This is a genomic window from Caulobacter sp. 05L422 (genome assembly GCF_056397765.1).
The window spans coordinates 30,111-50,594 of the sequence record NZ_JBFTOB010000032.1 but is presented as its reverse complement, the minus strand read 5'-3'; the positions used below and the strand labels follow the sequence as shown (position 1 = coordinate 50,594).

General features: G+C 69.2%; 22 protein-coding genes and 1 riboswitch. Of the genes, 13 read left to right on the top strand and 9 right to left on the bottom strand.

All coding sequences use genetic code 11. From position 1 onward, the window contains the following. Positions 1–8 precede the first annotated feature (8 nt). A complete protein-coding gene (locus tag AC1DMQ_RS24305; RefSeq protein WP_477036108.1) occupies positions 9–410 on the bottom strand; it encodes a YccF domain-containing protein in 402 nt (133 codons plus the stop codon). Between the two features lie 176 nt (positions 411–586). On the opposite strand from AC1DMQ_RS24305, the gene AC1DMQ_RS24300 reads away from it, so the two are divergent. After that, positions 587–1,441 carry an FkbM family methyltransferase gene (locus AC1DMQ_RS24300; RefSeq protein WP_477036107.1) on the top strand — a complete coding sequence of 285 codons (855 nt, stop codon included), beginning with the start codon at positions 587–589 and terminating at the stop codon, positions 1,439–1,441. A 4-nt stretch (positions 1,442–1,445) separates the two neighbouring features. Here the strand turns inward: AC1DMQ_RS24300 and AC1DMQ_RS24295 are convergent, their stop codons facing one another. Both AC1DMQ_RS24295 and AC1DMQ_RS24290 read right to left on the bottom strand, forming a co-directional pair. After that, positions 1,446–2,048, bottom strand: a complete 603-nt coding sequence (locus tag AC1DMQ_RS24295; RefSeq protein WP_477036106.1) for a hypothetical protein — start codon at positions 2,046–2,048, stop codon at positions 1,446–1,448. A 1-nt stretch (position 2,049) separates the two neighbouring features. Beyond that, positions 2,050–3,060 (bottom strand): polyprenyl synthetase family protein, encoded by a 1,011-nt coding sequence (locus AC1DMQ_RS24290; protein WP_477036105.1) that lies wholly within the window; start codon positions 3,058–3,060, stop codon positions 2,050–2,052. A gap of 218 nt (positions 3,061–3,278) precedes the next feature. On the opposite strand from AC1DMQ_RS24290, the gene AC1DMQ_RS24285 reads away from it, so the two are divergent. Continuing rightward, on the top strand, positions 3,279–3,959 hold the full coding sequence (locus AC1DMQ_RS24285) for a tRNA1(Val) (adenine(37)-N6)-methyltransferase (protein WP_477036104.1): 681 nt from the start codon (positions 3,279–3,281) through the stop codon (positions 3,957–3,959). Positions 3,960–3,968: 9 nt separating this feature from the next. Here AC1DMQ_RS24285 and AC1DMQ_RS24280 read toward each other — a convergent pair whose 3' ends face one another. Then, positions 3,969–5,321, bottom strand: a complete 1,353-nt coding sequence (locus AC1DMQ_RS24280) for an FAD/NAD(P)-binding protein (RefSeq protein ID WP_477036103.1) — start codon at positions 5,319–5,321, stop codon at positions 3,969–3,971. 144 nt (positions 5,322–5,465) lie between these two features. After that, positions 5,466–5,693: riboswitch (cobalamin riboswitch) on the top strand. Positions 5,694–5,811: 118 nt separating this feature from the next. Here AC1DMQ_RS24280 and metE point away from each other — a divergent pair. Further along, a complete protein-coding gene (gene metE, locus AC1DMQ_RS24275) occupies positions 5,812–8,157 on the top strand; it encodes a 5-methyltetrahydropteroyltriglutamate--homocysteine S-methyltransferase (RefSeq protein WP_477036102.1) in 2,346 nt (781 codons plus the stop codon). 148 nt (positions 8,158–8,305) lie between these two features. Here the strand turns inward: metE and AC1DMQ_RS24270 are convergent, their stop codons facing one another. Next, positions 8,306–8,869 (bottom strand): nucleoside 2-deoxyribosyltransferase, encoded by a 564-nt coding sequence (locus tag AC1DMQ_RS24270; RefSeq protein ID WP_477036101.1) that lies wholly within the window; start codon positions 8,867–8,869, stop codon positions 8,306–8,308. A 50-nt stretch (positions 8,870–8,919) separates the two neighbouring features. On the opposite strand from AC1DMQ_RS24270, the gene AC1DMQ_RS24265 reads away from it, so the two are divergent. Continuing rightward, complete coding sequence (locus tag AC1DMQ_RS24265) at positions 8,920–9,732, top strand: CAP domain-containing protein (RefSeq protein WP_477036100.1); 813 nt, start codon at positions 8,920–8,922, stop codon at positions 9,730–9,732. Positions 9,733–9,736: 4 nt separating this feature from the next. On the opposite strand, the gene AC1DMQ_RS24260 is transcribed toward AC1DMQ_RS24265, so the two are convergent. The 4 genes from AC1DMQ_RS24260 to AC1DMQ_RS24245 form a co-directional block, all read right to left on the bottom strand. Beyond that, positions 9,737–10,321, bottom strand: a complete 585-nt coding sequence (locus AC1DMQ_RS24260; protein ID WP_477036099.1) for a YceI family protein — start codon at positions 10,319–10,321, stop codon at positions 9,737–9,739. Positions 10,322–10,452: 131 nt separating this feature from the next. Further along, a complete protein-coding gene (gene ilvC / locus AC1DMQ_RS24255) occupies positions 10,453–11,472 on the bottom strand; it encodes a ketol-acid reductoisomerase (protein WP_477036098.1) in 1,020 nt (339 codons plus the stop codon). A gap of 240 nt (positions 11,473–11,712) precedes the next feature. Further along, a complete protein-coding gene (locus tag AC1DMQ_RS24250; protein WP_477036097.1) occupies positions 11,713–12,105 on the bottom strand; it encodes a DoxX family protein in 393 nt (130 codons plus the stop codon). A gap of 196 nt (positions 12,106–12,301) precedes the next feature. Next, a complete protein-coding gene (locus AC1DMQ_RS24245) occupies positions 12,302–13,273 on the bottom strand; it encodes an RcnB family protein (RefSeq protein ID WP_477036096.1) in 972 nt (323 codons plus the stop codon). Between the two features lie 133 nt (positions 13,274–13,406). Between AC1DMQ_RS24245 and AC1DMQ_RS24240 the strand changes: the two genes are divergently transcribed. From AC1DMQ_RS24240 to AC1DMQ_RS24200, 9 genes are all read left to right on the top strand, one after another. Next, a complete protein-coding gene (locus tag AC1DMQ_RS24240) occupies positions 13,407–13,961 on the top strand; it encodes a DUF924 family protein (protein ID WP_477036095.1) in 555 nt (184 codons plus the stop codon). 67 nt (positions 13,962–14,028) lie between these two features. Beyond that, positions 14,029–14,979, top strand: a complete 951-nt coding sequence (locus AC1DMQ_RS24235; protein WP_477036094.1) for an SH3 domain-containing protein — start codon at positions 14,029–14,031, stop codon at positions 14,977–14,979. A 98-nt stretch (positions 14,980–15,077) separates the two neighbouring features. Continuing rightward, positions 15,078–15,920: a thymidylate synthase gene (locus AC1DMQ_RS24230; RefSeq protein ID WP_477036093.1), complete on the top strand. Its 843-nt coding sequence runs from the start codon at positions 15,078–15,080 to the stop codon at positions 15,918–15,920. Continuing rightward, complete coding sequence (locus AC1DMQ_RS24225; protein WP_477036092.1) at positions 15,917–16,345, top strand: PaaI family thioesterase; 429 nt, start codon at positions 15,917–15,919, stop codon at positions 16,343–16,345. The genes AC1DMQ_RS24230 and AC1DMQ_RS24225 overlap by 4 nt, the downstream gene beginning before the upstream one ends. Before the next feature lie 68 nt (positions 16,346–16,413). Beyond that, positions 16,414–17,511 (top strand): hypothetical protein, encoded by a 1,098-nt coding sequence (locus AC1DMQ_RS24220; protein ID WP_477036091.1) that lies wholly within the window; start codon positions 16,414–16,416, stop codon positions 17,509–17,511. Between the two features lie 45 nt (positions 17,512–17,556). Beyond that, positions 17,557–18,072: a dihydrofolate reductase gene (locus AC1DMQ_RS24215; RefSeq protein WP_477036090.1), complete on the top strand. Its 516-nt coding sequence runs from the start codon at positions 17,557–17,559 to the stop codon at positions 18,070–18,072. Further along, the gene (locus tag AC1DMQ_RS24210) at positions 18,072–18,470 is read left to right on the top strand and encodes a hypothetical protein (protein WP_477036089.1); all 399 of its coding nucleotides are present in this window, start codon (positions 18,072–18,074) and stop codon (positions 18,468–18,470) included. Before AC1DMQ_RS24215 ends, AC1DMQ_RS24210 begins: the two co-directional genes overlap by 1 nt. Before the next feature lie 156 nt (positions 18,471–18,626). After that, positions 18,627–19,538 (top strand): SMP-30/gluconolactonase/LRE family protein, encoded by a 912-nt coding sequence (locus AC1DMQ_RS24205; RefSeq protein ID WP_477036088.1) that lies wholly within the window; start codon positions 18,627–18,629, stop codon positions 19,536–19,538. 106 nt (positions 19,539–19,644) lie between these two features. Next, the gene (locus AC1DMQ_RS24200) at positions 19,645–20,436 is read left to right on the top strand and encodes an SDR family NAD(P)-dependent oxidoreductase (RefSeq protein WP_477036087.1); all 792 of its coding nucleotides are present in this window, start codon (positions 19,645–19,647) and stop codon (positions 20,434–20,436) included. The last annotated feature ends 48 nt before the right edge of the window (positions 20,437–20,484 follow it).

The following is a 20,484-nucleotide window of genomic DNA, read 5'->3' as shown; positions in this document are numbered from 1 at the left end:
CTTCCGCTCTAGCGGCGGTCGACCACCGTCCGGCCGATCGGGGCGATGGCCACGATGGCCAGCTGCAGGTCCTTGATCGCGAACGGGATGCCGATGATCGTCACCGCCTCGGCGGCGGCGGCGATCAGGTGCGACAGGGCGATGTACCAGCCGCCCAGCAGGAACCAGATCACATTGAGCACGCAGCCCAGGCCGCCAGTGCCCAGGTCGTCGCGGCCGGTCACCAGCTCTCGGGGCACGATCTCCTTGCCGAAGGGCCAGAAGGCGAAGCCGGCGATACGCCAGGCCGCGCCCGCATAGGGCAGGCCCACGATCGTGATGGCCAGCAGCGCACCGCCCAGCAGCCACAGGCAGCCCGAGATGAAGCCGCCGCAGATGAACCACAGGATGTTGAGCAGCAGGCGGATCATGACGGTCTCCGGCGACGACGCGATTGGGGCCCCAGGCGTGCGACAAATCGCGATCGATGTCGAGCTTCACCTTTCTCGGCCGGCGGACGTGACCTTGCCACAAGCTATCGCTATGTGTCGGCCCAGAAACAAAGCCGCCGCGCTTGATTCCAAAGCGCCGCGCTCACGAGGGCTCCATGGGTCTGTTCCGCAAGAAGAAGCACCAGGCGATCTCGCTGCCGGTCGGCGCCGCCCCCGTCCCCACTTCGGTGAAGTTCCGCGGCTGCACGTTCCGCATGCCCGACCACTGGGTGATCACCAAGCAGCTGCTGGACGGCAAGGACTACGAGCCCTGGGTGCTGGACTATTTCCTGCAGACCCTGAAGCCCGGCATGACCGTGCTGGACGTCGGCGCCAGCTGGGGCGCCTTCGCCCTGCCGGCCGGCAAGAAGGTCGGGCCGACCGGTCGGGTGATCGCCATCGAGATGAGCCCCGGCAACGGCCGGGTGATCCTCGAAAGCGCCAAGACCAACGCCATCGACAACATCCGCCTGATCCTGGTGGGCGTGTCCGACAAGCTGGAGACGGCCTTCCTGCGTCGCCAGACCATGCACAACAACCACCAGCTGGAGCCCTCGGGCCAGGCCGCGCCGGACGACCTGAGCGACTACGATTTCGCGCCGGTCGTGCCGATCGACCTGCTGCGCGGGGAGCTGGGCAAGGTCGACGTGATGAAGATCGACATCGAGGGCATGGAATATCGCGCTTTCATGGGCGCCAAGGCCTTCATGGCCGAGCAGAAGCCGATCACGTTCCTGGAATATTCGCCGCGCTTCCAGGCCGAGACCTCGCGCGCCGAGGGTTCGGCCCTGCTGAGCTTCTTCCTGGACCTGGGCTACGGCGTCGAGATCCTGCACCGCAAGAAGAAGCGCGAGGCCGTGAAGGGCGCGACGCCCGCCGAGGTGATCGCCAATGTCGACGCGGCCTGGAAGCGTCACGTCGAGGACGACAACGGCACCCACCTGGACCTGTGCCTGAAGGCGAAGGCTTAAGCGCCTACTTGATCAGCTGCCACTTGCGCGCCCATCGGCCCTTGCCGAAGCGCGTGAGGATCAGCAGGTAGAGCCCGGCATAGATCACCGTGCCGACGCCGACGATCGCCATCGCCCAGGGCCCCGGCGCGTGCCAAGGCGGCGGGACCAGCCAGTTGTGCGGCGGGGCGGTCAGCTCCAGCCACAGCCCGCCCACCCAGGCCAGCGAGAACAGCAGCACGGCCGGATAGCGCAGCAGCGGGCTCTTCTGGACCAGCAGCAGGAACTGCACGAAGGCCACGGCCAGGCCGGCGGCGATCGCCGCCCCGGCCGTCAGCCAGCCGTTGTGCGCCAGGGCCTTGACCCGCACGCCCGCCGAAAAGGCCGCCCACAGCGGCACCCAAAGCACGGGGCCGAACATCAACAGCAGGACACTGAAGCCAACCAGAACGCCCAGGCCGCCGCCGATCACCTGGCCGGCCGCCTCGCCGGCCTGGTGGGCATGACCGTGGGGATCCCCGCTGGGATTTGCCGGCGTGGCCTTCAGAACGGTGTTCAGGGACGGCAGCGGACCTTCCGGCGGCAGCGGAAGCATGTTGCTGGTCTTGTTCCCCCCCGCCCAGGTCATGTCAGGTTCGCCGGCTGACCGCGAAGTCGGCCAGGCTTTCCAGGCTGGCGCGCCAGTCGTTGGCCGGGAAGCCCGACAGCGCCGCCTTGGCCTTGTCGGCGTAGCTGGCGGCCAGGTCGAGCGTGGCCTCCAGGGCCCCGGTGCCGACGATCAGTTCGCGGGCCCGGCGGAAGTCGGCTTCGGTCTGCTCGCGGCGGCCGATGGCCCGTTCCCAGAACTCGGCCTCGCGCGGACCCGAGCGGGCGATGGCCAGCAGCAGCGGCAGGGTGGCCTTGCCTTCGCGGAAGTCGTCGCCGGCGTTCTTGCCCAGGGCTTCGGTGGCGCCGCCGTAGTCCAGGGCGTCGTCGGCCAGTTGGAAGGCGATCCCGAGGTTCATGCCATAGGCGCGCAGATTGTCGGATTGGTCCGGTGACACGCCTGCCGAGACGCCGCCGGCTTCCGACGCCGCCGCGAACAGTTCGGCGGTCTTGGCGGAAATGATCTCCAGATACAGCGCCTGGGAGAGGTTCAGGTCGTGGCTGCGGGTGAGCTGCAGCACCTCGCCCTCGGCGATGACGCGGCTGGCCTTGGCCAGGATCTCCAGCGCCTTCATCGAGTTGGTCTCGACCATCAGCTCGAAGGCCCGGGCGAACAGGAAGTCGCCGACCAGCACGCTTTGGGCCGCGCCCCAGATCAGGTGGGCCGCGACCTTGCCGCGCCGCAGCTGGCTGCCGTCGACCACGTCGTCGTGCAGCAGGGTGGCGGTGTGGATGAACTCGACGGCGGCGGCCAGCTTCAGGCAGGCGGCGTTGTCCGACCCGGCCAGGCGGGCGGCGGCCACGGTCAGCAGCGGACGCAGGCGCTTGCCGCCGGCGGCGATCAGGTGCTCGGCCAGGGCGGGAATGACCGGAACCTCGCTCTGCATGCGCGCGGTGATCAGGGCGTCGACCCCGGCCATGTCGGCGGCGGCCAGCCGCACGAGACGATCCACCGATCCCGGCTCCCGGGCGAGGGTCGCTGCAGCTGCGTCCAAAACCATACTCTCCCTGCTGACGCCCGCCGGCGGTCGGCGTGCGCCTCGCGTCCCTTGGGCTTGATCAGCCGTTGCGAGCGACAATGCTGGCGGGATAGGTCAGGGTCAAGGCGAGCACAAGGCTTGAAACGTTGCCGGACGAGATACCAGCCCCTCCGGAACCCTCGGGGGTCACCGAAGACGCCGTCCTGAACGGCCGCGTAAGGCTGCGTCAGCCCGTGGCGGGCTATCGCGCGGGCATGGACGCGGCCCTGCTGGCGGCGGCCTGCGACGCGGATCCCGGCGAACGGGTGATCGAGGCCGGTTGCGGGGTTGGCGGCGCCCTGCTGGCGGCGGCGAGCCGGTGTCCGGAAGCCCGATTCGTCGGGCTGGAGCGCGATTCCGCGGCCGCCGACCTGGCCCGGGGCAATGTCGCGCTCAACGAAATGACCGATCGGGTCGAGATCGTCGGCGGCGAGGTCGAGCGCGGCTTTCGCGCCCTGGACCTGCCGGTGTTCGATGCGGCGATCAGCAATCCGCCCTTTTTCGACGATCCCGCCGCTCTGCGCGCGCCCTCCCCCGAGAAATCCGGCGCCTGGATGGCCGACGGCGGGCTGGCGGCCTGGACGGCGTTCTGCCTGAAGGCGGTGCGCGAGGGCGGGACCATCACCCTGATCCACCGCGCCGACCGCCTGGCCGACATTCTCGCGTTGCTGGCGCCCAAGGCCGGCTCGTTCAAGATCCGCCCCGTCGCCCCCTTCGCCGACGCTCCGGCCAAGCGGGTGATCGTGCGGGCGATCAAGACCGGCAAGGCGCCGCTGGTCCTTCTGCCGCCTCTGGTGCTGCATGAGCGAGAGGGCGCGGGCCATTCGGCGGCGGCCGAGGCGATCCTGCGCGGCGACTCGGCCCTGGGCTGGTGACGCGCGGCGTCATCGCAGCGCCCGGATCACGCCCTGAGCGACCTCGACGGCCTGGACGCGGATGTCCGGCACGGCGTTGATTTCCCAGAGCGCGCCGCGCGTCATCGGCCCGACCGCGAACAGCGTGGGCTGCGCCTGGCCGGACACGGCGATCACGCGATGATCGACGTCCACATCGACGCCCAGACCCAAGGGATCGGGCCGGACCAGCCCCTGTTCCGACAGCGACGCCAGCAAGGGCTCGGACGATCGCGCCAGGCTCGCCGCCGGACCGGTGCAGTTGACCAGCAGGCCGGCCTCGAACCGCTCGGATCGCGCCGAGCCGCGTGGACGCCAGGTCACGGCGAAACCTTGATCCCGGGCGGCGTCGACGCGCTCCAGCCGCCCCGCGATGACCCTTAGGCGTCCCGTCCGGCGCATGTGGTCGATATGCGCCGCCACCTGAGGGGCCAGGCGATGCCGGTGCACGTCCCAGAACGCCCGCCCGTGGCGCAGGAAGCGGGTCCGCTGCTGGAGGCTCCATCCGCGCCATAGCGCCTTGGTCACGGGCCGAAGGGCGTCGATGGCGGTGCGCCACCCATGCCGCTCCGCCGCCGACCGCAGCCAGGCCAGGGTTCGCGACGGCCCCGCCAAGGGCGACGGCGGCGGCGGAAGCGTGACCGGCGGCGCGCCGTCGTGCCGCAGCGGGGTCAGTCCGCGTCGCGACAGGGCGACGAAGGACTGCCCGGGGCGCGCCTCGTCCAGCGCCAGGGCCACGTCGACCATAGTCAGGCCTGAGCCCAGAAGCAGGATCGGCGCGTCTCCCTCTGGAACGCGCGGCTCCCAGCGCCACGGATCGGCGACGTAGAGATCGGATTCGGCGAAGTCCCGATCGACGCCCTCGGGCCGCGATGGCGGCGGATTGCCGAGCGCCAGCACCACCGCGTCCGCGCTCAGCGTGCGCCCCATCCCGCAGGTCAGGCGCCAGCCGTCGCCGGAGCGCGTGATCGCGGTGATCTCGTCGGGCGTGATCACCAGCCGGCCCGCCGCCTCGGGCCCCTCGGCGACCCCGGCCAGCAGACTCTGGAGGTAGGCGCCGTAGTCTCCGCGGGTCGCGAATCCGCCCGGCCCCACGTCGCGCCCCTGAGCCGCCAGCCAGTCGACGAACGCGTTGGGCTGATCCGGCCACGCGCTCATGTTGCCGGCCCGGACATTGAGCCGATGGCGCGGATTGTCGGTCGCGTAGGCCGCCCCAAGGCCAAGCGGACTGCGGCGCTCGACCAGCACGACCTTCACGGCGGCGTCCTGGCGCAGCAGATGAAGGGCCGTCATGACGCCGCTGAAGCCGGCGCCGACGACGGCGATGGTCGATGAAGGTCTCACGCGGCTTAAATCCTACCAGATTGGAAGACATTGTGATCGACCCCGCCTGACCGGTCGATCCCATTCTTTCGCTTCGGCCTCCGACGCTCGGAAAATCATATAAGGATATCTTTATATCCCTCTTGACGATCGGGCGGAACGGGCGCTTCCTATGCTCGTCGTGGTCTGCGGACGCTCGCGTCCGGAGCTAAGAGGGAAGTCGGTGAGGGCCTGAAAACCCGAATCCGGCGCTGCCCCCGCAACTGTGAGCGGCGAGCCGCTGTCCGTTACGTGTCACTGACGCGCCGAAGCTGGATCGGTGGCGTGTCGGGAAGGCCAGGACAGGGGCGCTGACCCGTGAGCCAGGAGACCTGCCCCGACAGATAACGTCCTCCGGCGGGGTGCCCGGTCTGGTCGCTTGCAAGGCGTGACCGGGGCGTGAGCACCCGTGCGCGGCCGACCGCGCGCCCCGATCAGCCTCCCGCCATCACACCGGCAGAGGCTTTTTGAAATGACCGTCACCGTCGCCACCCTGGGCTTTCCCCGCATCGGCCCCCGCCGCGAGCTGAAGCTCGCGCTCGAGGACCACTGGGCCGGCAAGATCGACGCCCCTTCCCTGCTGGCCGCGGCCGCCGAGTTGCGCGCCAAGGCCTGGGCCCGCCAGAAGGCCCTGGGCGTGGATCACGTGCCCAGCAACGACTTCTCGCTCTACGACCACGTGCTGGACGCCAGCGTGATGGTCGGCGCCATCCCGGCCGCCTACGGCCAGGCCGGCGGACCGGTCGACACCGCGACCTACTTCGCCATGGCGCGGGGGACCCAGGGCCAGGCCGAGGTCTGCGAGCACGGCCATCTCCACGCCCATGGCGCCGGCTTGCCCGCCATGGAGATGACCAAGTGGTTCGACACCAACTACCACTACCTGACCCCCGAGGTGTCGCGCGGCCAGGTCTTCGCCTTGTCCTCGACCAAGCCGATCGACGAGTTCCTGGAAGCCAAGGCCCTGGGGATCCGCACCCGCCCGGTGCTGCTGGGTCCGGTCACCTTCCTGAAGCTCGCCAAGACCCGTGATCCGGACTTCTCGACGCTGTCGCTGCTGTCCTCGCTGATCCCCGTCTATGTCGAGGTCCTGCAGCGCCTGATGGCGGCCGGCGCCGACTGGGTGCAGATCGACGAGCCCTGCCTGGCGCTGGACCTGACCGAATTCGAGCGCGGCGAGCTGCGCCGGGCCTATGGCCTGCTGACCCACGCCACGCCGGGCCTGCGCATCATGCTGACCAGTTATTTCGGAGCCTATGGCGACAACCTGTCGACCGCCGCCAACCTGCCGGTCGACGGCCTGCACGTCGATCTGGCCCGCGCGCCCGAGCAACTGGACGCCGTGCTGTCGGCGGCCCGCGAGGGCCTGGTGCTGTCGTTGGGCGTGATCGACGGCCGCAACGTCTGGCGCGCCGACCTGGAGGCCCTGCTCGACCGGCTGGACCCGATCGTCTCCAAGCGCGGCGGCGACCGCGTCGTCCTGGCCCCGTCGTGCTCGCTGCTGCACACGCCGATCGACCTGGAGCTGGAGACGGCCCTGGATCCGGAGGTTCGCCAATGGCTGGCCTTCGCCGTCCAGAAGATCGAGGAGCTGGCCGTCCTGGCCAAGGCCCTGAACGAAGGTCGCGACGCCGTCCGCCCCGCCCTGGAGGCCGCGTCCAAGGCCGCCGCCGCCCGTCGCGCCTCGCCCAGCATCCACGACCCCGCCGTCCAGGCGCGGTTGGCGGCCGTGACCTCTGACGACGCCCGGCGCGGCGCGGCGTTCTCCCAGCGCATCGCCCTGCAGCAGGCGCGCCTGAACCTGCCGCCGCTGCCGACGACCACGATCGGCTCGTTCCCCCAGACCAGCGCCGTGCGCAAGGCCCGCAGCGCCCACGCCAAGGGCGCCCTGGCCGACGCCGACTACCAAGTGTTCCTGCGTGAGGAGACCGCCGCCGCGGTGGCCTGGCAGGAGGAGATCGACCTCGACGTGCTGGTGCATGGCGAGTTCGAGCGCAACGACATGGTCCAGTACTTCGGCGAGCAGCTGGCCGGCTTCGTGTTCACCAAGCACGCCTGGGTGCAGTCGTACGGCTCGCGCTGCGTGCGGCCGCCGATCATCTTCGGCGACGTGTCGCGGCCCAGGGCGATGACGGTGGAGTGGTGGCGCTACGCCCAGTCGCTGACCGACCGGCCGATGAAGGGCATGCTGACCGGCCCGGTCACCATCCTGCAGTGGTCGTTCGTCCGCGACGACATCCCGCGCAGCCAGACCTGCCGGCAGATCGCCCTGGCGATCCGCGACGAGGTGGTCGACCTGGAGGCGGCCGGCGCCAAGGTCATCCAGATCGACGAGGCGGCCCTGCGCGAGGGCCTGCCCCTGCGCCGCGCCGACCGCCAGGCCTATCTGGACTGGGCGGTCGAGGCCTTCCGCCTGACGGCCTCGGGCGTCCGCGACGAGACCCAGATCCACACCCACATGTGCTATTCGGAGTTCAACGACATCATCGCCGCGATCGGGGCGATGGACGCCGACGTCATCTCCATCGAGACCGCGCGCTCGAAGATGGAGCTGCTGGACGCCTTCGAGGCCTACGCCTATCCGGCGGAGATCGGGCCTGGCGTCTACGACATCCACGCGCCGCGCGTGCCGGGCTCGGAGGAGATGGTCGCCCTGCTGACCACGGCGGGCCGCCGCCTCTCGCCGAGCCAGCTGTGGGTCAATCCCGACTGCGGCCTGAAGACCCGCAAGTGGGACGAGGTGCGCCCCGCCCTGGTCAACATGGTGGCGGCGGCCAAGGCCGCGCGGGCGGCGCTGGCGGCGTTGGCGGCCGGGTAGCTCGCTCATCACCACTTGCCCCCTACGGATCGCTTCGCGATCGTCTTCCCCCATAGGGGGAAGAGGCTCTTGAGCGCGGCGTCCTCCGCCCCCTATGGGGGCGGACAGGCGGCGAAGCCGCCAGGTGGGGGCAAGTGCGTGAGCCGCCCTACTCCGCGTACAGCGCCAGCGCCTCCAGGCACATCTCCAGGCCCGTCAGGTCGTGGAGCGGGTCGTCGGTGATGATCACGAACAGCCGACGGGCCTCGGCCCACAGCATCAGGGTCTCGGGCAGGCCGAAGTCCTCGACCACGCAGCCGTCTCCGTCGCGCCAGACGCCGTGCTCGTCGCGCTGGGCGCCGACATGCACCTCGACCCGGTCGACATATTCGGCCTCGCTCTCGTCGGAAACGTTCACATAGGCCATGACCGGCCGGCCCAGCCCGGCCAGCACCCCGGCCTCGAACGCGGCGGCGCTGGCGCAGGAGGGACCGCGGAACGGCGTCAGATTGATGATCCCGGCGTCGGCCTGCCGCAGCTTGGCCATTCTCTCGGCGTAGAGTTCCCGGGCCTGGATCTCGACATTGTCGGCCTGGGTCTCGACGATGGCGGGAGCGGTCAGGCCGGTGAAGCCGTTATCCAGGCAGAGGGCGCGTTGGCGCGCGGCTTGGGCCTCGGCGTCGGGAAGCCAAGGTTCGGGTCCGGCCAGCCAAATGGAACGTACGGGTCTCATAGACCCTTAGAGCTTGCCGAAACGGGACGCTGTCAACCGCCTTGAGGACCATGATCGCCCCAAACCGCCGCACTCTGATCGCCGCGACCGCTTCCGCCCTGGTCATGCCCAGCCTCGCCCCCAACCCCGCGGGGGCCGCCATCAGCGACCCCTGGCTGGCCTATGACCGCCGCCTGCGTCGCCAGCTGGCCGAGGACAGGGGCGACTTCGATCCCGATTTCGAGACCGACCTGCGCGACCTGGGCGACATCTTCCGACGCGGCCAGAGGCTCTCCGAACTGGCGCCCGATCCCGGCCTGACCCTGGCGGCCCGCGCCCACGCCGCCGACATCGTCCGCACGGGGGTCTTCGACCACATGACCCGCGAAGGCTTCGGTCCCGCCGCCCGGGTGGGCCTGCTGGCCCGCGACCTGATCGGCGCCCCGGGCGAGAACATCGCCGAGCGAATGAACGCGGCCGGGGCGGTGCGGCCCGATCAGATCATGGGGCAATGGAAGACCAGCCCCGGCCACCGCGCCAACCTGCTGGCGCCCGGCTTCACCCACGTCGGCTACGGCGTGCTGCGCCAGGGCCGCGAGGTGATCGCGGTCGGGGCCTATGCCGAGGTCTCGGCCCGCCTGGCCGTCCCCGCCCCGCTGCGGGTGGCGTCGGTCGCCGCCATCGCCACGGCCCTGTCGAACGCCACGCCGCGCATCGACCAGTTCTCGGTGTCCGAGCCGGGCGCCGAGGCGCTGATCGAGACCTATGTAGAGGCTCCCGGCGCCCAGACCCTGCCGCCCGGCGCCTGGCAGCTGCGCCCTCACCTGTCGACCGGCGTGCGGAAGTACCTGGTGGCCTGGGGTCCGGTGTTCGTGCTGGGCTAGGGCCTTACGGCTGCGCCACGCCCAGCGTCTCGATGCGGATGGCCACCGCGTCGCCGATCACGCCCGCCGCCCCGGCGCTGCCGAAGGCCTTGCGGCTGATCGAGCCGGTGATGGTGAAGCCGGCCTGCTTCTTGTTGTTGTTCGGGGCCGAGCCCAGCTTGTTCAGCTTGACGTCGAAGGTGGTCGGCAGGGTCACGCCCATGATCGTCAGGTCGCCGGTGACCTTGGCCGTCGCGTCGCCGGTCTTCTCCACCTTGGTCGACTTGAAGGTCATGGTCGGGTTCTTGGCCGCGTTCAGCCAGCGCTCGCCCTTGAGGTGCTCCTCGCGCGTCGCGTTGCCGGCCTGCAGGCTGTCGACGCTGACCGTGGCCTCGACGCGCGACTTCTCGGGCGCGGCCTCGTCCAGCCAGATCGTGCCTTCAGCCTTGCCGAAGATGCCGATCACCGAGGTGAAGCCGAAGCGGTCGATGACGAAGCTGGTCTCGGTGTGGGTCTCGTCGAGCTTGTAGGCGACCTCGGCGGCGGCGGCCGGCGTGGCGGCGGCCCCCAGGGCGGCGCAGGCGGTCATGACGGCGAGCAGGCGTTTCATCGGGCGTTCCCCTCATCCCGTTCAGCGGGACGGCGGAAGCTTCACGCGAAGGGCGACGAACGGCAAGCGCCCAAACGAAAAGAGCCCGGCGCGAGGCCGGGCTCTTCCGTATCCAGCGATGAAGCCGAAGCCTAGTTCTTGGCCACGTCCACCAGCTTGTTCTTGGCGATCCAGGGCATCATGGCGCGCAGGCGGCCGCCGACTTCCTCGATCTGGTGCTCGGCCGAGCGGCGACGGGTCGCCTTGAAGCTCGGCTGGCCCACCTGGTTTTCCAGCATGAAGTCGCGGACGAACTTGCCCGACTGGATGTCTTCCAGCACGCGCTTCATCTCGGCCTTGGTTTCCGGCGTGATGATGCGCGGACCGGTGACGTACTCGCCGTACTCGGCCGTGTTGCTGATCGAGTAGTTCATGTTGGCGATGCCGCCTTCGTACATGAGGTCGACGATCAGCTTCAGCTCGTGCAGGCACTCGAAATAGGCCATTTCCGGCGCGTAGCCGGCTTCCACCAGCACTTCGAAGCCGGCGCGGACCAGCTCGACCGTACCGCCGCACAGGACGGCCTGCTCGCCGAACAGGTCGGTTTCGCATTCCTCGCGGAAGTTGGTCTCGATGATGCCCGAACGGCCGCCGCCGATAGCCGAGGCGTAGGCCAGGCCGAGGTCCAGGGCGTTGCCGGTGGCGTTGTGGTGCACCGCGATCAGGCAGGGCACGCCGCCGCCCTTTTGATATTCGCCGCGCACGGTGTGGCCAGGGCCCTTGGGGGCGACCATCAGCACGTCGATGGTCTCCTTGGGCTCGATCAGGCCGAAGTGCACGTTCAGGCCGTGGGCGAACAGCAGGGCCGCGCCGTCGCGGATGTTGGGCGCGATGTCGTTCTTGTAGATCGCGGCCTGATGCTCGTCGGGGGCCAGGATCATGATCAGGTCGGCCCAGGCGGCGGCCTCGGCGACGGTCATGACCTTCAGGCCTTCGGCTTCGCACTTCTTGGCGGTGGCCGAGCCGGCGCGCAGGGCGACGGCGACGTTGGTCGCGCCCGAGTCCCGAAGGTTGAGAGCGTGCGCGTGACCTTGCGAACCATAGCCTACGATCGCGATCTTCTTGTCCAGGATGCGAGCGAGGTCGGCGTCGCGATCATAATAGACGCGCATGTTTTTTCTCCAGGACTGGTCAAATAGGCCGCCTCGCGCAACAGCGAAGCGACAAAGGCCGGGCGTTTGAGCGTTTTTTTGCCGTTTCGTCAAGGCGATGACGACAGAACACCGTGACCCGAAAGCCTCTGTGGCGACGTTTTAGACGCTGGGGCGTTCCACCGCCATGGCAAGCCTTCGAGAAGCCCTCCCAAACGCCCTCCTGGACGCGCCGATCGCTTCGCCTGAACCGAGCTGGCCTCAGGCCTTGCGCCACGGGAACAGCGCCCGCAGCGCGGGATCGCGCAACCACAGGCCGCCCCACATGAACAGGCCCAGATAGATCGAGAACAGCTCGTGGCTGAACAACGGGTTCTCGACCCGGACCTGGGTCGCCATGGCGCCGCCCAAGAGGCCGGTCATCAGCACCGCGCCCAGCACGGCCGTGCGCGGAAAGAGGTAGAGCGCGACGAAGGTCAGCTCCATGAGCCCGATCATCAGGACGTAGTCGGCCTTCCAGCCCAGCGCCGTCAGGGTGTCGGCCGCCACCGGCATGCCCGCCAGTTTCGGCAGGACCGACGCGCCCAGCATGAACAGGGCGAACAGGCCGGTCAGGACGCGTCCCGTCCAGACCATGGGCGAAGCTTTCAACATCGTCGTTCCTTTCGAGGCCGTCACGCGGCGGGGAAGGCATTGCGCCAACGCCCCTAGGACGATCCCGTCGTCCGCGATCCGACACCGCCCCGTCGAAAACTTCACCGTCGGAGCCTCGGCCAGACGACAGGCGCTCGAAACGACAAAGCCCGGGCGGATCGGCGATCCGCCCGGGCTTCTTCAACACGCGGCCAAGCTACCAGAACAGGCCGTAATAGACGCTCAGCACCTGGCCGCTCCAGACGTCGACCAGCAGGGCGTCGTTGCCGACCCGCACCCACTCGCAGCCGATGGGCGGATACGGCAGGCCGAACTGCCAGGCGTCCAGATAGTAGGATGAGCCGTACCAGCCGCCCGGCAGGTAGTCGCCGAACGACCAGGACCGCGCATAGAAGCCGCGCGGATAGCGGTAGGCCGGGGCCCGGTAGCGCTGCGCGGCGCGATAGGACGGCCGGTAGCGGCGCTGGTCGTAGCGCTGACGGTCGTTGTCGCGATCGCGGTAGTGGCCGTTGTTCTGACCCGGCCGGCCGTGATCGCCGCGACCTTGATCGCCCCGTCCCTGGTCACCACGACCGGGACCGCGGTCCCAGCCGCCGTTCTGACCACCGTTCTGGGCGTTGCGATCCCAGCCGCCCCGGTCGCCGCCGTTGCGGTCGCCACGGTTCGGGTCACCTCGGTTCTGGTCGCCGCGATTTTGATCGCCCCGGTTCTGGTCCCCGCGATCGCCGCCGCCGGGACGTCCGCCCTGGCCCCGCCAGCCGCCGCCGTCGCGGCCTTGCTGCTGGCCCTGGGCTTGCTGCGGGCTCGGGGCCTGCGGCGCGGGCGCGGCCTGTTGCGGTTGAGGTTGGGGGCGCGGCGTCAGGGGCGAGCGGCCGCCCCCGTCGGAACTAGGGCCGCGATCACCGCGATCGCCGCCCGACTGACGCCAGCCGCCGCCGCGATCCCCGCCGCCGGAAGGCTGTTGTTGCTGTTGCTGCTGCGCTTGAGGCTGCTGCGGCTGGTCCTGTGACTGCTGTTGACGCCAACCGCCCCCACCGCCGTCGCCGCGCCCGCCGCCTTGGCGTCCCTGGCGTTCAGGGCGTTCCTGCCCCAGGCCCGCGCCGGCGGCTTCCGCCGCGACGCCGCCCAGCAAGGACAGGACCATCGCCGTCGTGATCAGACGTTTCATTGCTTTCCAAGTGCTCCAAGGGGCCTCGTGTCGGCCCTGTCGCTCATCCCTTGCGTCGAGTGTCGTCCCTGTTGCATGAACCGCATTTGAACGACGCCGTCCGTTTCAAAAGTCACCCTCAGGGGGATCCGCCATGACCGCCAAACCGCAGGACGTGTTGGGTTTCTGGACCGCCGCCGGTCCGGACAAGTGGTTCGCCAAGTCCGACGCCTTCGACGCCGCCATCCGGCTGAAGTTCGAACCCGTCCACCTGGCCGCCGCGCGGGGCAAGTACGACGCCTGGGCCGCCGACTCGGAAGGCGCCCTGGCCCTGCTGATCCTGCTGGACCAGTTCCCCCGCAACCTCTACCGGGACAGCGGCCACGCCTTCGCCACCGACGGCAAGGCCCGGGCGATCGCCGCCGCGGCCCTCGCGGCCGGCCATGACAAGGCCGTCGCGCCCGAGCTGCGGCCGTTCTTCTACCTGCCCTACGAGCACTCGGAGTCACTGGCCGACCAGGAGACCAGCATCGCCCTTTGCGAAGGGCTTCTGAAGGAGACAGGCGACGCCGATACTTTGAAGTGGGCGATCGCCCACCGCGACATCATTGCCCGCTTCGGCCGTTTCCCTCACCGAAACAAGGCCTTGGGCCGAAGCACGACGGCGGCCGAACAGGACTTCCTCGACGAAGGCGGTTTCGCGGGCTGAGGCAAGCTTGGCCGAGCCTCTGCCTCAAGCTAAGGTTGGTGCTCGTCGGAGTTTTCTGGAGCGTATTATGAAACTGCTATCGGGCCTGGTCACGGCCGGCTTCACGCTGTCTATTCTCGCGCCGAGCGCGGCCCTGGCCCAGGCCAGACCCAGCAACGCCCAGAAGCTCCAGACCCAGGCCGTCGCCGAAATCCCCCGCTGCGCCCGCAAGCTGGGCACGCTGTCGATCATGGACGGCGACGATACGCGCGGCTGGATGCAGTACAATCTGGCCTCGCCGCAGAAGCTGTTGAAGGCGATGGTCCAGAAGTCGGGCTGCTTCAACCTGGTCGACCGTGGCGCGGGCCTCAACGCCGCCCAGATCGAGCGCAATATCGGCGGCAATCTCGGCATGCAGCGCGGCTCCAACGTCGGCCAGGGCCAGATCAAGGCCGCCGACTACGTGCTGGTGGCCGAGGTCCAGGCCGCTGACGGCAATTCGGGCGGCGGCGCCGTGGCCGGCGCGATCGGCGGCCTGATCGGCGGCCGGGCCGGCGGCCTGATCGGCGGCATCAAGACCAAGAAGCTGGAAGCCAACACCGTGCTGTCCCTGACCAACGTGCGCACCACCGAGACGGTGGCCGTGCAGGAAGGCTACGCGGCCAAGAACGACATCGGCTGGGGTGCTGGCGGCGGCATCGGCTTCGCCGGCGCGGTCGGCGGCGGCTATGAAGACACCGAGATCGGCCGGATCATCACCCTGTCGTTCATCAACAGCTACACCAAGCTGGTGACCGACCTGGGCCTGCTGTCGACCACGACCACGGCCGCGGCCGCCGCTCCGTCCAAGACCTTCGTGGCCAGCCGGGTCACAAACCTGCGCGCCACGGCCGCGGCCGGCGGCAAGCTGATCCGCGCCCTCCCCGCCGGCGCGATCGTCTATCCCACCGGCGAGAAGAACGGCCTGTGGTGGGAAGTCGCCGACGAGAACGACAATGTCGGCTGGGTGCTGAACACCGGTCTCGAGCCGGCGCGCTAAGCCTCCGCCAGACCCGCGACAAGACGCCCCGCCCGAGACCTCGAGCGGGGCGTTTTTGTGATTGGCCATCGCGGCGATTCGCGTAGGAGAGTGGCGCCATGAACGCCGTCACCGCCATTCACGCCGAACAGGCCGCCGCCGACCATCCCGAGCGGCAGTACCTGAACCTGCTCGCCGACATCCTGGAGAACGGCGTCCAGCGCGGCGACCGCACGGGCACCGGCACGCTGGGCGTGTTCGGCCGGCAGATCCGCTTCGACCTGTCGAAGGGCTTCCCGGTGCTGACCACCAAGAAGCTGCACCTGCGCTCGATCATCGTCGAGCTGCTGTGGTTCCTGAAGGGCGACACGAACGTAAAGTACCTGCAGGACAACGGCTGCAAGATCTGGGACGAGTGGGCCGACGAAAACGGCGACCTGGGTCCCGTCTACGGCAAGCAGTGGCGTTCGTGGGCGGCTCCGAACGGCCAGTCGATCGACCAGATCGCCAACCTGGTCGAAGGCCTGAAGACCAATCCCAACAGCCGCCGCCACATCGTCAGCGCCTGGAACCCGGCCGACGTCGAGGACATGGCCCTGCCGCCCTGCCACTGCCTGTTCCAGTTCTTCGTCGCCGACGGCAAACTCAGCTGCCAGCTCTATCAACGCAGCGCCGACGTCTTCCTGGGCGTGCCGTTCAACATCGCCTCCTACGCCCTGCTGACGATCATGGTCGCCCGGGTCGTGGGGTTGGAGCCGGGCGAGTTCGTCCACACCTTCGGCGACGCCCACCTCTACCTGAACCACCTGGAACAGGCCCGCGAACAGATCCAGCGCGAGCCCAAGCCCTTCCCCACCCTGAAGATGGCCGACAAGCGCGACCTGTTCGCCTTCGACTACGAGGACTTCCAGCTGGAAGGCTACGAGGCCCACCCGCACATCAAGGCGGCGGTCGCCGTTTGACCTGGGCCACCGACCGGCTGGACCAGATCAAGGGCGGCGACGTCGTCCTGCCGCCGGTGGTTCAAACGCTTCAGCTGGGCGGTCTCGACGACTGGGGCGAGGGCTGGGTCCGCAAGACCTGGACGCCGGCGCCGGAACTGCTGAACGTCGACGGCTCGCTGTTCGGAGGTTACATCGCCGCCCTGGCCGATCAGATCCTGGCCTTCGCGGCCATGACCGTCGCGTCCGCCGACGCCATGTTCCGCACCAGCAACCTGAAGGTCGACTTCATCCGGGTCGGCAAGGCCGAGGTGCTGACGCTGGAAGGTCGCGTGGTCGCCAGGACCAAGGGCATGATCCACGTCGAGGCCGACTTCCGACGCCCCGACGGCGAGCTGATCGCCCGCGCCTCGGCGCAGCAGATCGTGGTCCCGTTCGGCGGCTGATCGCGGTCGCCTTCTTCTCGCGTCATGAACCTGTGGTAGAGCTTTCCACCTCAAGTCGGGGAATGCTCATGCGGTTTCAGGTTCTTCGCGCGCTGGCCGGCGCGCTCGTCGCGGCGCTGACCGTCACGACGGTCCAGGCCGCCGCGCCGCCGCCCGCCAGCCTGCGCTCGACCATCATCGTCCCGGTCATTCCCCCAGGCTGGTTCGTCGGGACCTATTCGGCCAACGGTCGCTCGGAACTGGGCGAGATCACGCCCAAGGATCAGGGCGGCGCGGCCTATATCGACCTGATCGGCTTCAGCGTCACGCCCATGCCGCCGGGCGTCACCCTGGTCCAGGTGCTTGAGGCCACGCGCGGTTCGATCGGGTCGCGCTGCCCCCAGCCGAACGTGCGGGATGTCGCCGATCCCGCCCTGCCCGCCTGGGGCCAGGTCGTCGTCTACTGCCTGACGCCGAAGGACGGCGATACGGTGCTGGAAGTCACCGCCATGGCCTTCCAGGTTCGCGACGGCTATCTGTTCTCCACCTGGCGAGCCCGGCGCGAGCCCTTCGCCAAGACCACCGCCTTCATCAAGGCGCGCCTGCCCTCGAGCAAGCCGATCGCCGCCCAGCGGGACGGCGCCTGGCGCTTCGACGAGGCCGTGCTGGACGAGGTGACGCCGGGCTTGGCCGCCAGCCTGTTCGCCGAGCTCGCCAAGACCGAGGTCTGCAACCTGGCGGCCGGCGAGATCTGCCCCTCGCTGCGCGCCCCCCCGGAGCTGGCCAAATCCACGATCGCCATGCTGCATATCGAAGGCACGAACGAACTGACCATGCGCCAGAGCATGACAGGTCCCGACGGAAAGCCGGTCAGCGACTTCGCCAAGCAGACCCTGGCCGCCGTCAAGGACGACTCGGCGGACAAGCCGTTCACGACCCTGCAGGCGATCTCGCTGACGGACCACGATTGGTCCAGCGGCGCCGGCCTCTCCGCCGCCCTGGCCCAGCCTCTGGTCGGCGCGCGATCGGGCGGTGGAACCCTGTCGGCGGTCGACCACGGGGCGAAGGCCGACCTCGCGACCCGCGGTCGAATGCAAGCCTATATGGTCATGCTCTCCCGGTTCGTCTGGCTGGCCGGCGTGACGCCCGAGCGCGAGCAGTTGGTGCTGACCGCCCCCGCGCGCTAGCGTCGACTCATCGACATCTTGCGGGGTTGAAGGGTAAGACAGGGCATGTCCGTTATCCTTACCGTCGGCCCCGTCGCCCGCTCGCTCAACGGCGTCATTGGCCGCGACAACGACCTGCCCTGGCGATTGAAGTCCGACCTCCAGATTTTCAAGGCCTGCACGATGGGCAAGCCGGTGATCATGGGACGCAAGACCTGGGACAGCCTGCCGCGCAAGCCGCTGCCGGGACGGATGAACATCGTCCTGTCGCGCGACGGCTCGTTCGAGCCGCCCCAGGCGGTGGTTTGCGAGAGCTTCCTGGAGGCCGTGCAGATGGCCAAGGAGCAGGCGGCCGAGGACGGCGTCGACGAGGTCTGCGTGATCGGCGGCCGGGCCCTGTTCGAGACCGCCCTGCCCAAGGCGAGGCGCCTTTACCTAACGGAAGTGCAAGCCGAGGTCGAAGGCGACGTCAGCTTCCCCGCTTTCGACGAAGCGGCCTGGACCGAAGTGCGTCGCGAGGCGCATCCTGCCGGTCCCGACGACGATCACGCCTTCGTCTTCCGCGTCCTGGAGCGCCGCTGATGCGCCTTCTGACCGCCCTGCTCTGCGCCCTGGCCCTTGGCGTCGGCACGACCGAGACCGCCTTCGCCGACGTCAGCCTGGGTCAGACCGACAGCCTGGCGCGGGCCGGCGCCACCGACGTGGTGGTGTTCAACGTGGTCAAGGTGCGGCCGCTGGACGGCGGCGAGGTCGCCAGTTGCCGCGTGTTCGGCCGGGCGATCCGGGCCGAGCGGGGCAAGCGCTTCCGTCCCCGCCAGACGCTGCGCCTGACCGTGCCTTGCGCGACCCAGGGCGCCGACGCCTCGGACGCCACGCCCAAGTGGGTGGACCGCGAGGCCCTGGTGCGTTCGGCCCACGGCCGCGCCTTCCTGAGCGGCGACGGCGGACTGATCGCCTACGAGCTCTATGATCTGAACTGAGGCCGGGGACATGCGCTCGCGCGTGTCCCCACCAGCGCCTCGGATGAACTGGGGACACGCACAAGTGCATGTCCCCGATCGCGGCTTGCGGCGTCGTTCAAACGCCCGTTTACTCCCCAAGCACGCCCGCTAGAGGCGTCATCCAGGGAGAGACGCATGGAGCTGGAACTCGTCGCCGAGGGCCTGCAATTCCCCGAAGGCCCGATCGCCATGGCCGACGGCTCGGTGATCCTCACCGAGATCCAGGGCCTGGTCCTGACCCGAGTGCATCCGGACGGCCGCAAGGAGACCGTCGCCGAGGTCCCCGGCGGGCCCAACGGCGCGGCCATCGGCCCGGACGGGGCGATCTATGTCACCAACAACGGCGGGGCCTTCCACTTCATCGACATGGGCGGCCTGAACGTGCCCGGCCCCACCCCGCCCACACACACTGGCGGCTCGATCCAGCGGGTCGACCTCGCCACGGGCAAGGTCACGACGCTCTACACCGAATGCGACGGCAAGCCGCTGGTCGGGCCCAACGACCTGGTCTTCGACAAGCAGGGCGGCTTCTGGTTCACCGACCACGGCTGCACCACGCCCGAGGGCCGCAAGTACGGAGCGCTGTACTACGCCCTGGCCGACGGCTCGAAGATCGTCCGCTGGCGCGAGCACTTCGTCTCGCCCAACGGCGTGGGCCTCTCGCCGGACGAGAAGACCGTCTACATGGCCGACACCATGCTGGGCCGGCTGTGGTCGTTCGACATCGCCTCGCCCGGCGTGTTGGCCGATCCCGCGCCCTTGGAGCCAGGAAGGGTGGTCTGCAACCTGCCGGGCTACCAGCTGCTGGACAGCCTGGCGGTCGAGGCCGACGGCAAGGTCTGCGTGGCGACGATCATCAACGGCGGCATCACCGCCTTCTCGCCGGACGGGACGACCGAGCACTTCGCCGTGCCTGATGTGATCGTCACCAACATCTGCTTCGGCGGGGCGGATATGCGCGACGCCTGGATCACGGCGTCGGGAACGGGCAAGCTCTATAGGGCGCGGTGGCCCAGGCCCGGACTGAGGTTGAATTTCAACGCCTGAGTCCGATCGACTTGTGAATTGAAGTCACAAGCCATGTGCCCCTGCGGGCATGGCTCCGCTGCCCACGCATGCCCAGTTATGGGCTCGAACGCAACGGAGTCCCTCGATGGATCTCAAACTCAAAGACAAGACCGCCCTCGTCACCGGCTCGACCGCCGGCATCGGCCTGGAGATCGCCCGCACCCTGGCCGTGGAGGGCGCCAAGGTGTTCGTCACCGGCCGTGACCAGGCCAAGCTCGACGCGGCGGTGAGCGACATCCGCGCCTCGGGCAGCGCGAACGTTTCGGGCGTCCTGGCCGACGCGGCCACCGCCGAGGGAGCCGCGTCGTTGCTGGCCGCCGTCCCGCAGGTCGACATCCTGGTCAACAACCTCGGCATCTACGAGATGAAGGCCTTCGCCGACATCCCGGACGAGGACTGGCTGCGGCTGTTCGAGGTCAATGTGATGAGCGGCGTGCGCCTGTCGCGCGGCTATTTCCCCGGCATGCTGGAGCGCAACTGGGGCCGGGTGATCTTCATCTCCAGCGAAAGCGGCCTCGCGATCCCCGGCGAGATGGTCCACTACGGCATGACCAAGAGCGCCCAGCTGGCGGTCGCGCGCGGCATGGCCCAGCAGACCAAGGGCACCGGCGTGACGGTCAATTCGGTCCTGCCCGGCCCGACCCGCGCGGCGGCCATCGCCGACTTCCTCAAGAGCGTGTCCAGCAATCCCGAGGGCACACCTGAGGAACACGAGACCGAGTTCTTCACCAAGCACCGCTCGTCTTCGCTGCTGCAGCGGATGATCGAGCCCCAGGAAGTGGCCAGCCTGGTGGCCTATGTCGCCAGCCCCCTGGCGGCGGCGACCAACGGCGCGTCGCTGAAGGTCGAAGGCGGATTGGTGACGACGATCGCTTAGTCACGTTCCTCCCCCTGTGGGGGAGGCGGCGCGAAGGCGCCGGTGGGG

Coding starts and splice junctions, on each gene's coding strand:
- AC1DMQ_RS24265 (WP_477036100.1), top strand. CDS start 8,920: ATGATCGCCCCAAACCGCCGCACTCTGATCGCCGCGACCGCTTCCGCC.
- AC1DMQ_RS24295 (WP_477036106.1), bottom strand. CDS start 2,048: ATGACCTGGGCGGGGGGGAACAAGACCAGCAACATGCTTCCGCTGCCG.
- ilvC (WP_477036098.1), bottom strand. CDS start 11,472: ATGCGCGTCTATTATGATCGCGACGCCGACCTCGCTCGCATCCTGGAC.
- AC1DMQ_RS24305 (WP_477036108.1), bottom strand. CDS start 410: ATGATCCGCCTGCTGCTCAACATCCTGTGGTTCATCTGCGGCGGCTTC.
- AC1DMQ_RS24205 (WP_477036088.1), top strand. CDS start 18,627: ATGGAGCTGGAACTCGTCGCCGAGGGCCTGCAATTCCCCGAAGGCCCG.
- AC1DMQ_RS24220 (WP_477036091.1), top strand. CDS start 16,414: ATGCGGTTTCAGGTTCTTCGCGCGCTGGCCGGCGCGCTCGTCGCGGCG.
- AC1DMQ_RS24240 (WP_477036095.1), top strand. CDS start 13,407: ATGACCGCCAAACCGCAGGACGTGTTGGGTTTCTGGACCGCCGCCGGT.
- AC1DMQ_RS24210 (WP_477036089.1), top strand. CDS start 18,072: ATGCGCCTTCTGACCGCCCTGCTCTGCGCCCTGGCCCTTGGCGTCGGC.
- metE (WP_477036102.1), top strand. CDS start 5,812: ATGACCGTCACCGTCGCCACCCTGGGCTTTCCCCGCATCGGCCCCCGC.
- AC1DMQ_RS24245 (WP_477036096.1), bottom strand. CDS start 13,273: ATGAAACGTCTGATCACGACGGCGATGGTCCTGTCCTTGCTGGGCGGC.
- AC1DMQ_RS24260 (WP_477036099.1), bottom strand. CDS start 10,321: ATGAAACGCCTGCTCGCCGTCATGACCGCCTGCGCCGCCCTGGGGGCC.
- AC1DMQ_RS24250 (WP_477036097.1), bottom strand. CDS start 12,105: ATGTTGAAAGCTTCGCCCATGGTCTGGACGGGACGCGTCCTGACCGGC.
- AC1DMQ_RS24230 (WP_477036093.1), top strand. CDS start 15,078: ATGAACGCCGTCACCGCCATTCACGCCGAACAGGCCGCCGCCGACCAT.
- AC1DMQ_RS24300 (WP_477036107.1), top strand. CDS start 587: ATGGGTCTGTTCCGCAAGAAGAAGCACCAGGCGATCTCGCTGCCGGTC.
- AC1DMQ_RS24270 (WP_477036101.1), bottom strand. CDS start 8,869: ATGAGACCCGTACGTTCCATTTGGCTGGCCGGACCCGAACCTTGGCTT.
- AC1DMQ_RS24200 (WP_477036087.1), top strand. CDS start 19,645: ATGGATCTCAAACTCAAAGACAAGACCGCCCTCGTCACCGGCTCGACC.
- AC1DMQ_RS24235 (WP_477036094.1), top strand. CDS start 14,029: ATGAAACTGCTATCGGGCCTGGTCACGGCCGGCTTCACGCTGTCTATT.
- AC1DMQ_RS24215 (WP_477036090.1), top strand. CDS start 17,557: ATGTCCGTTATCCTTACCGTCGGCCCCGTCGCCCGCTCGCTCAACGGC.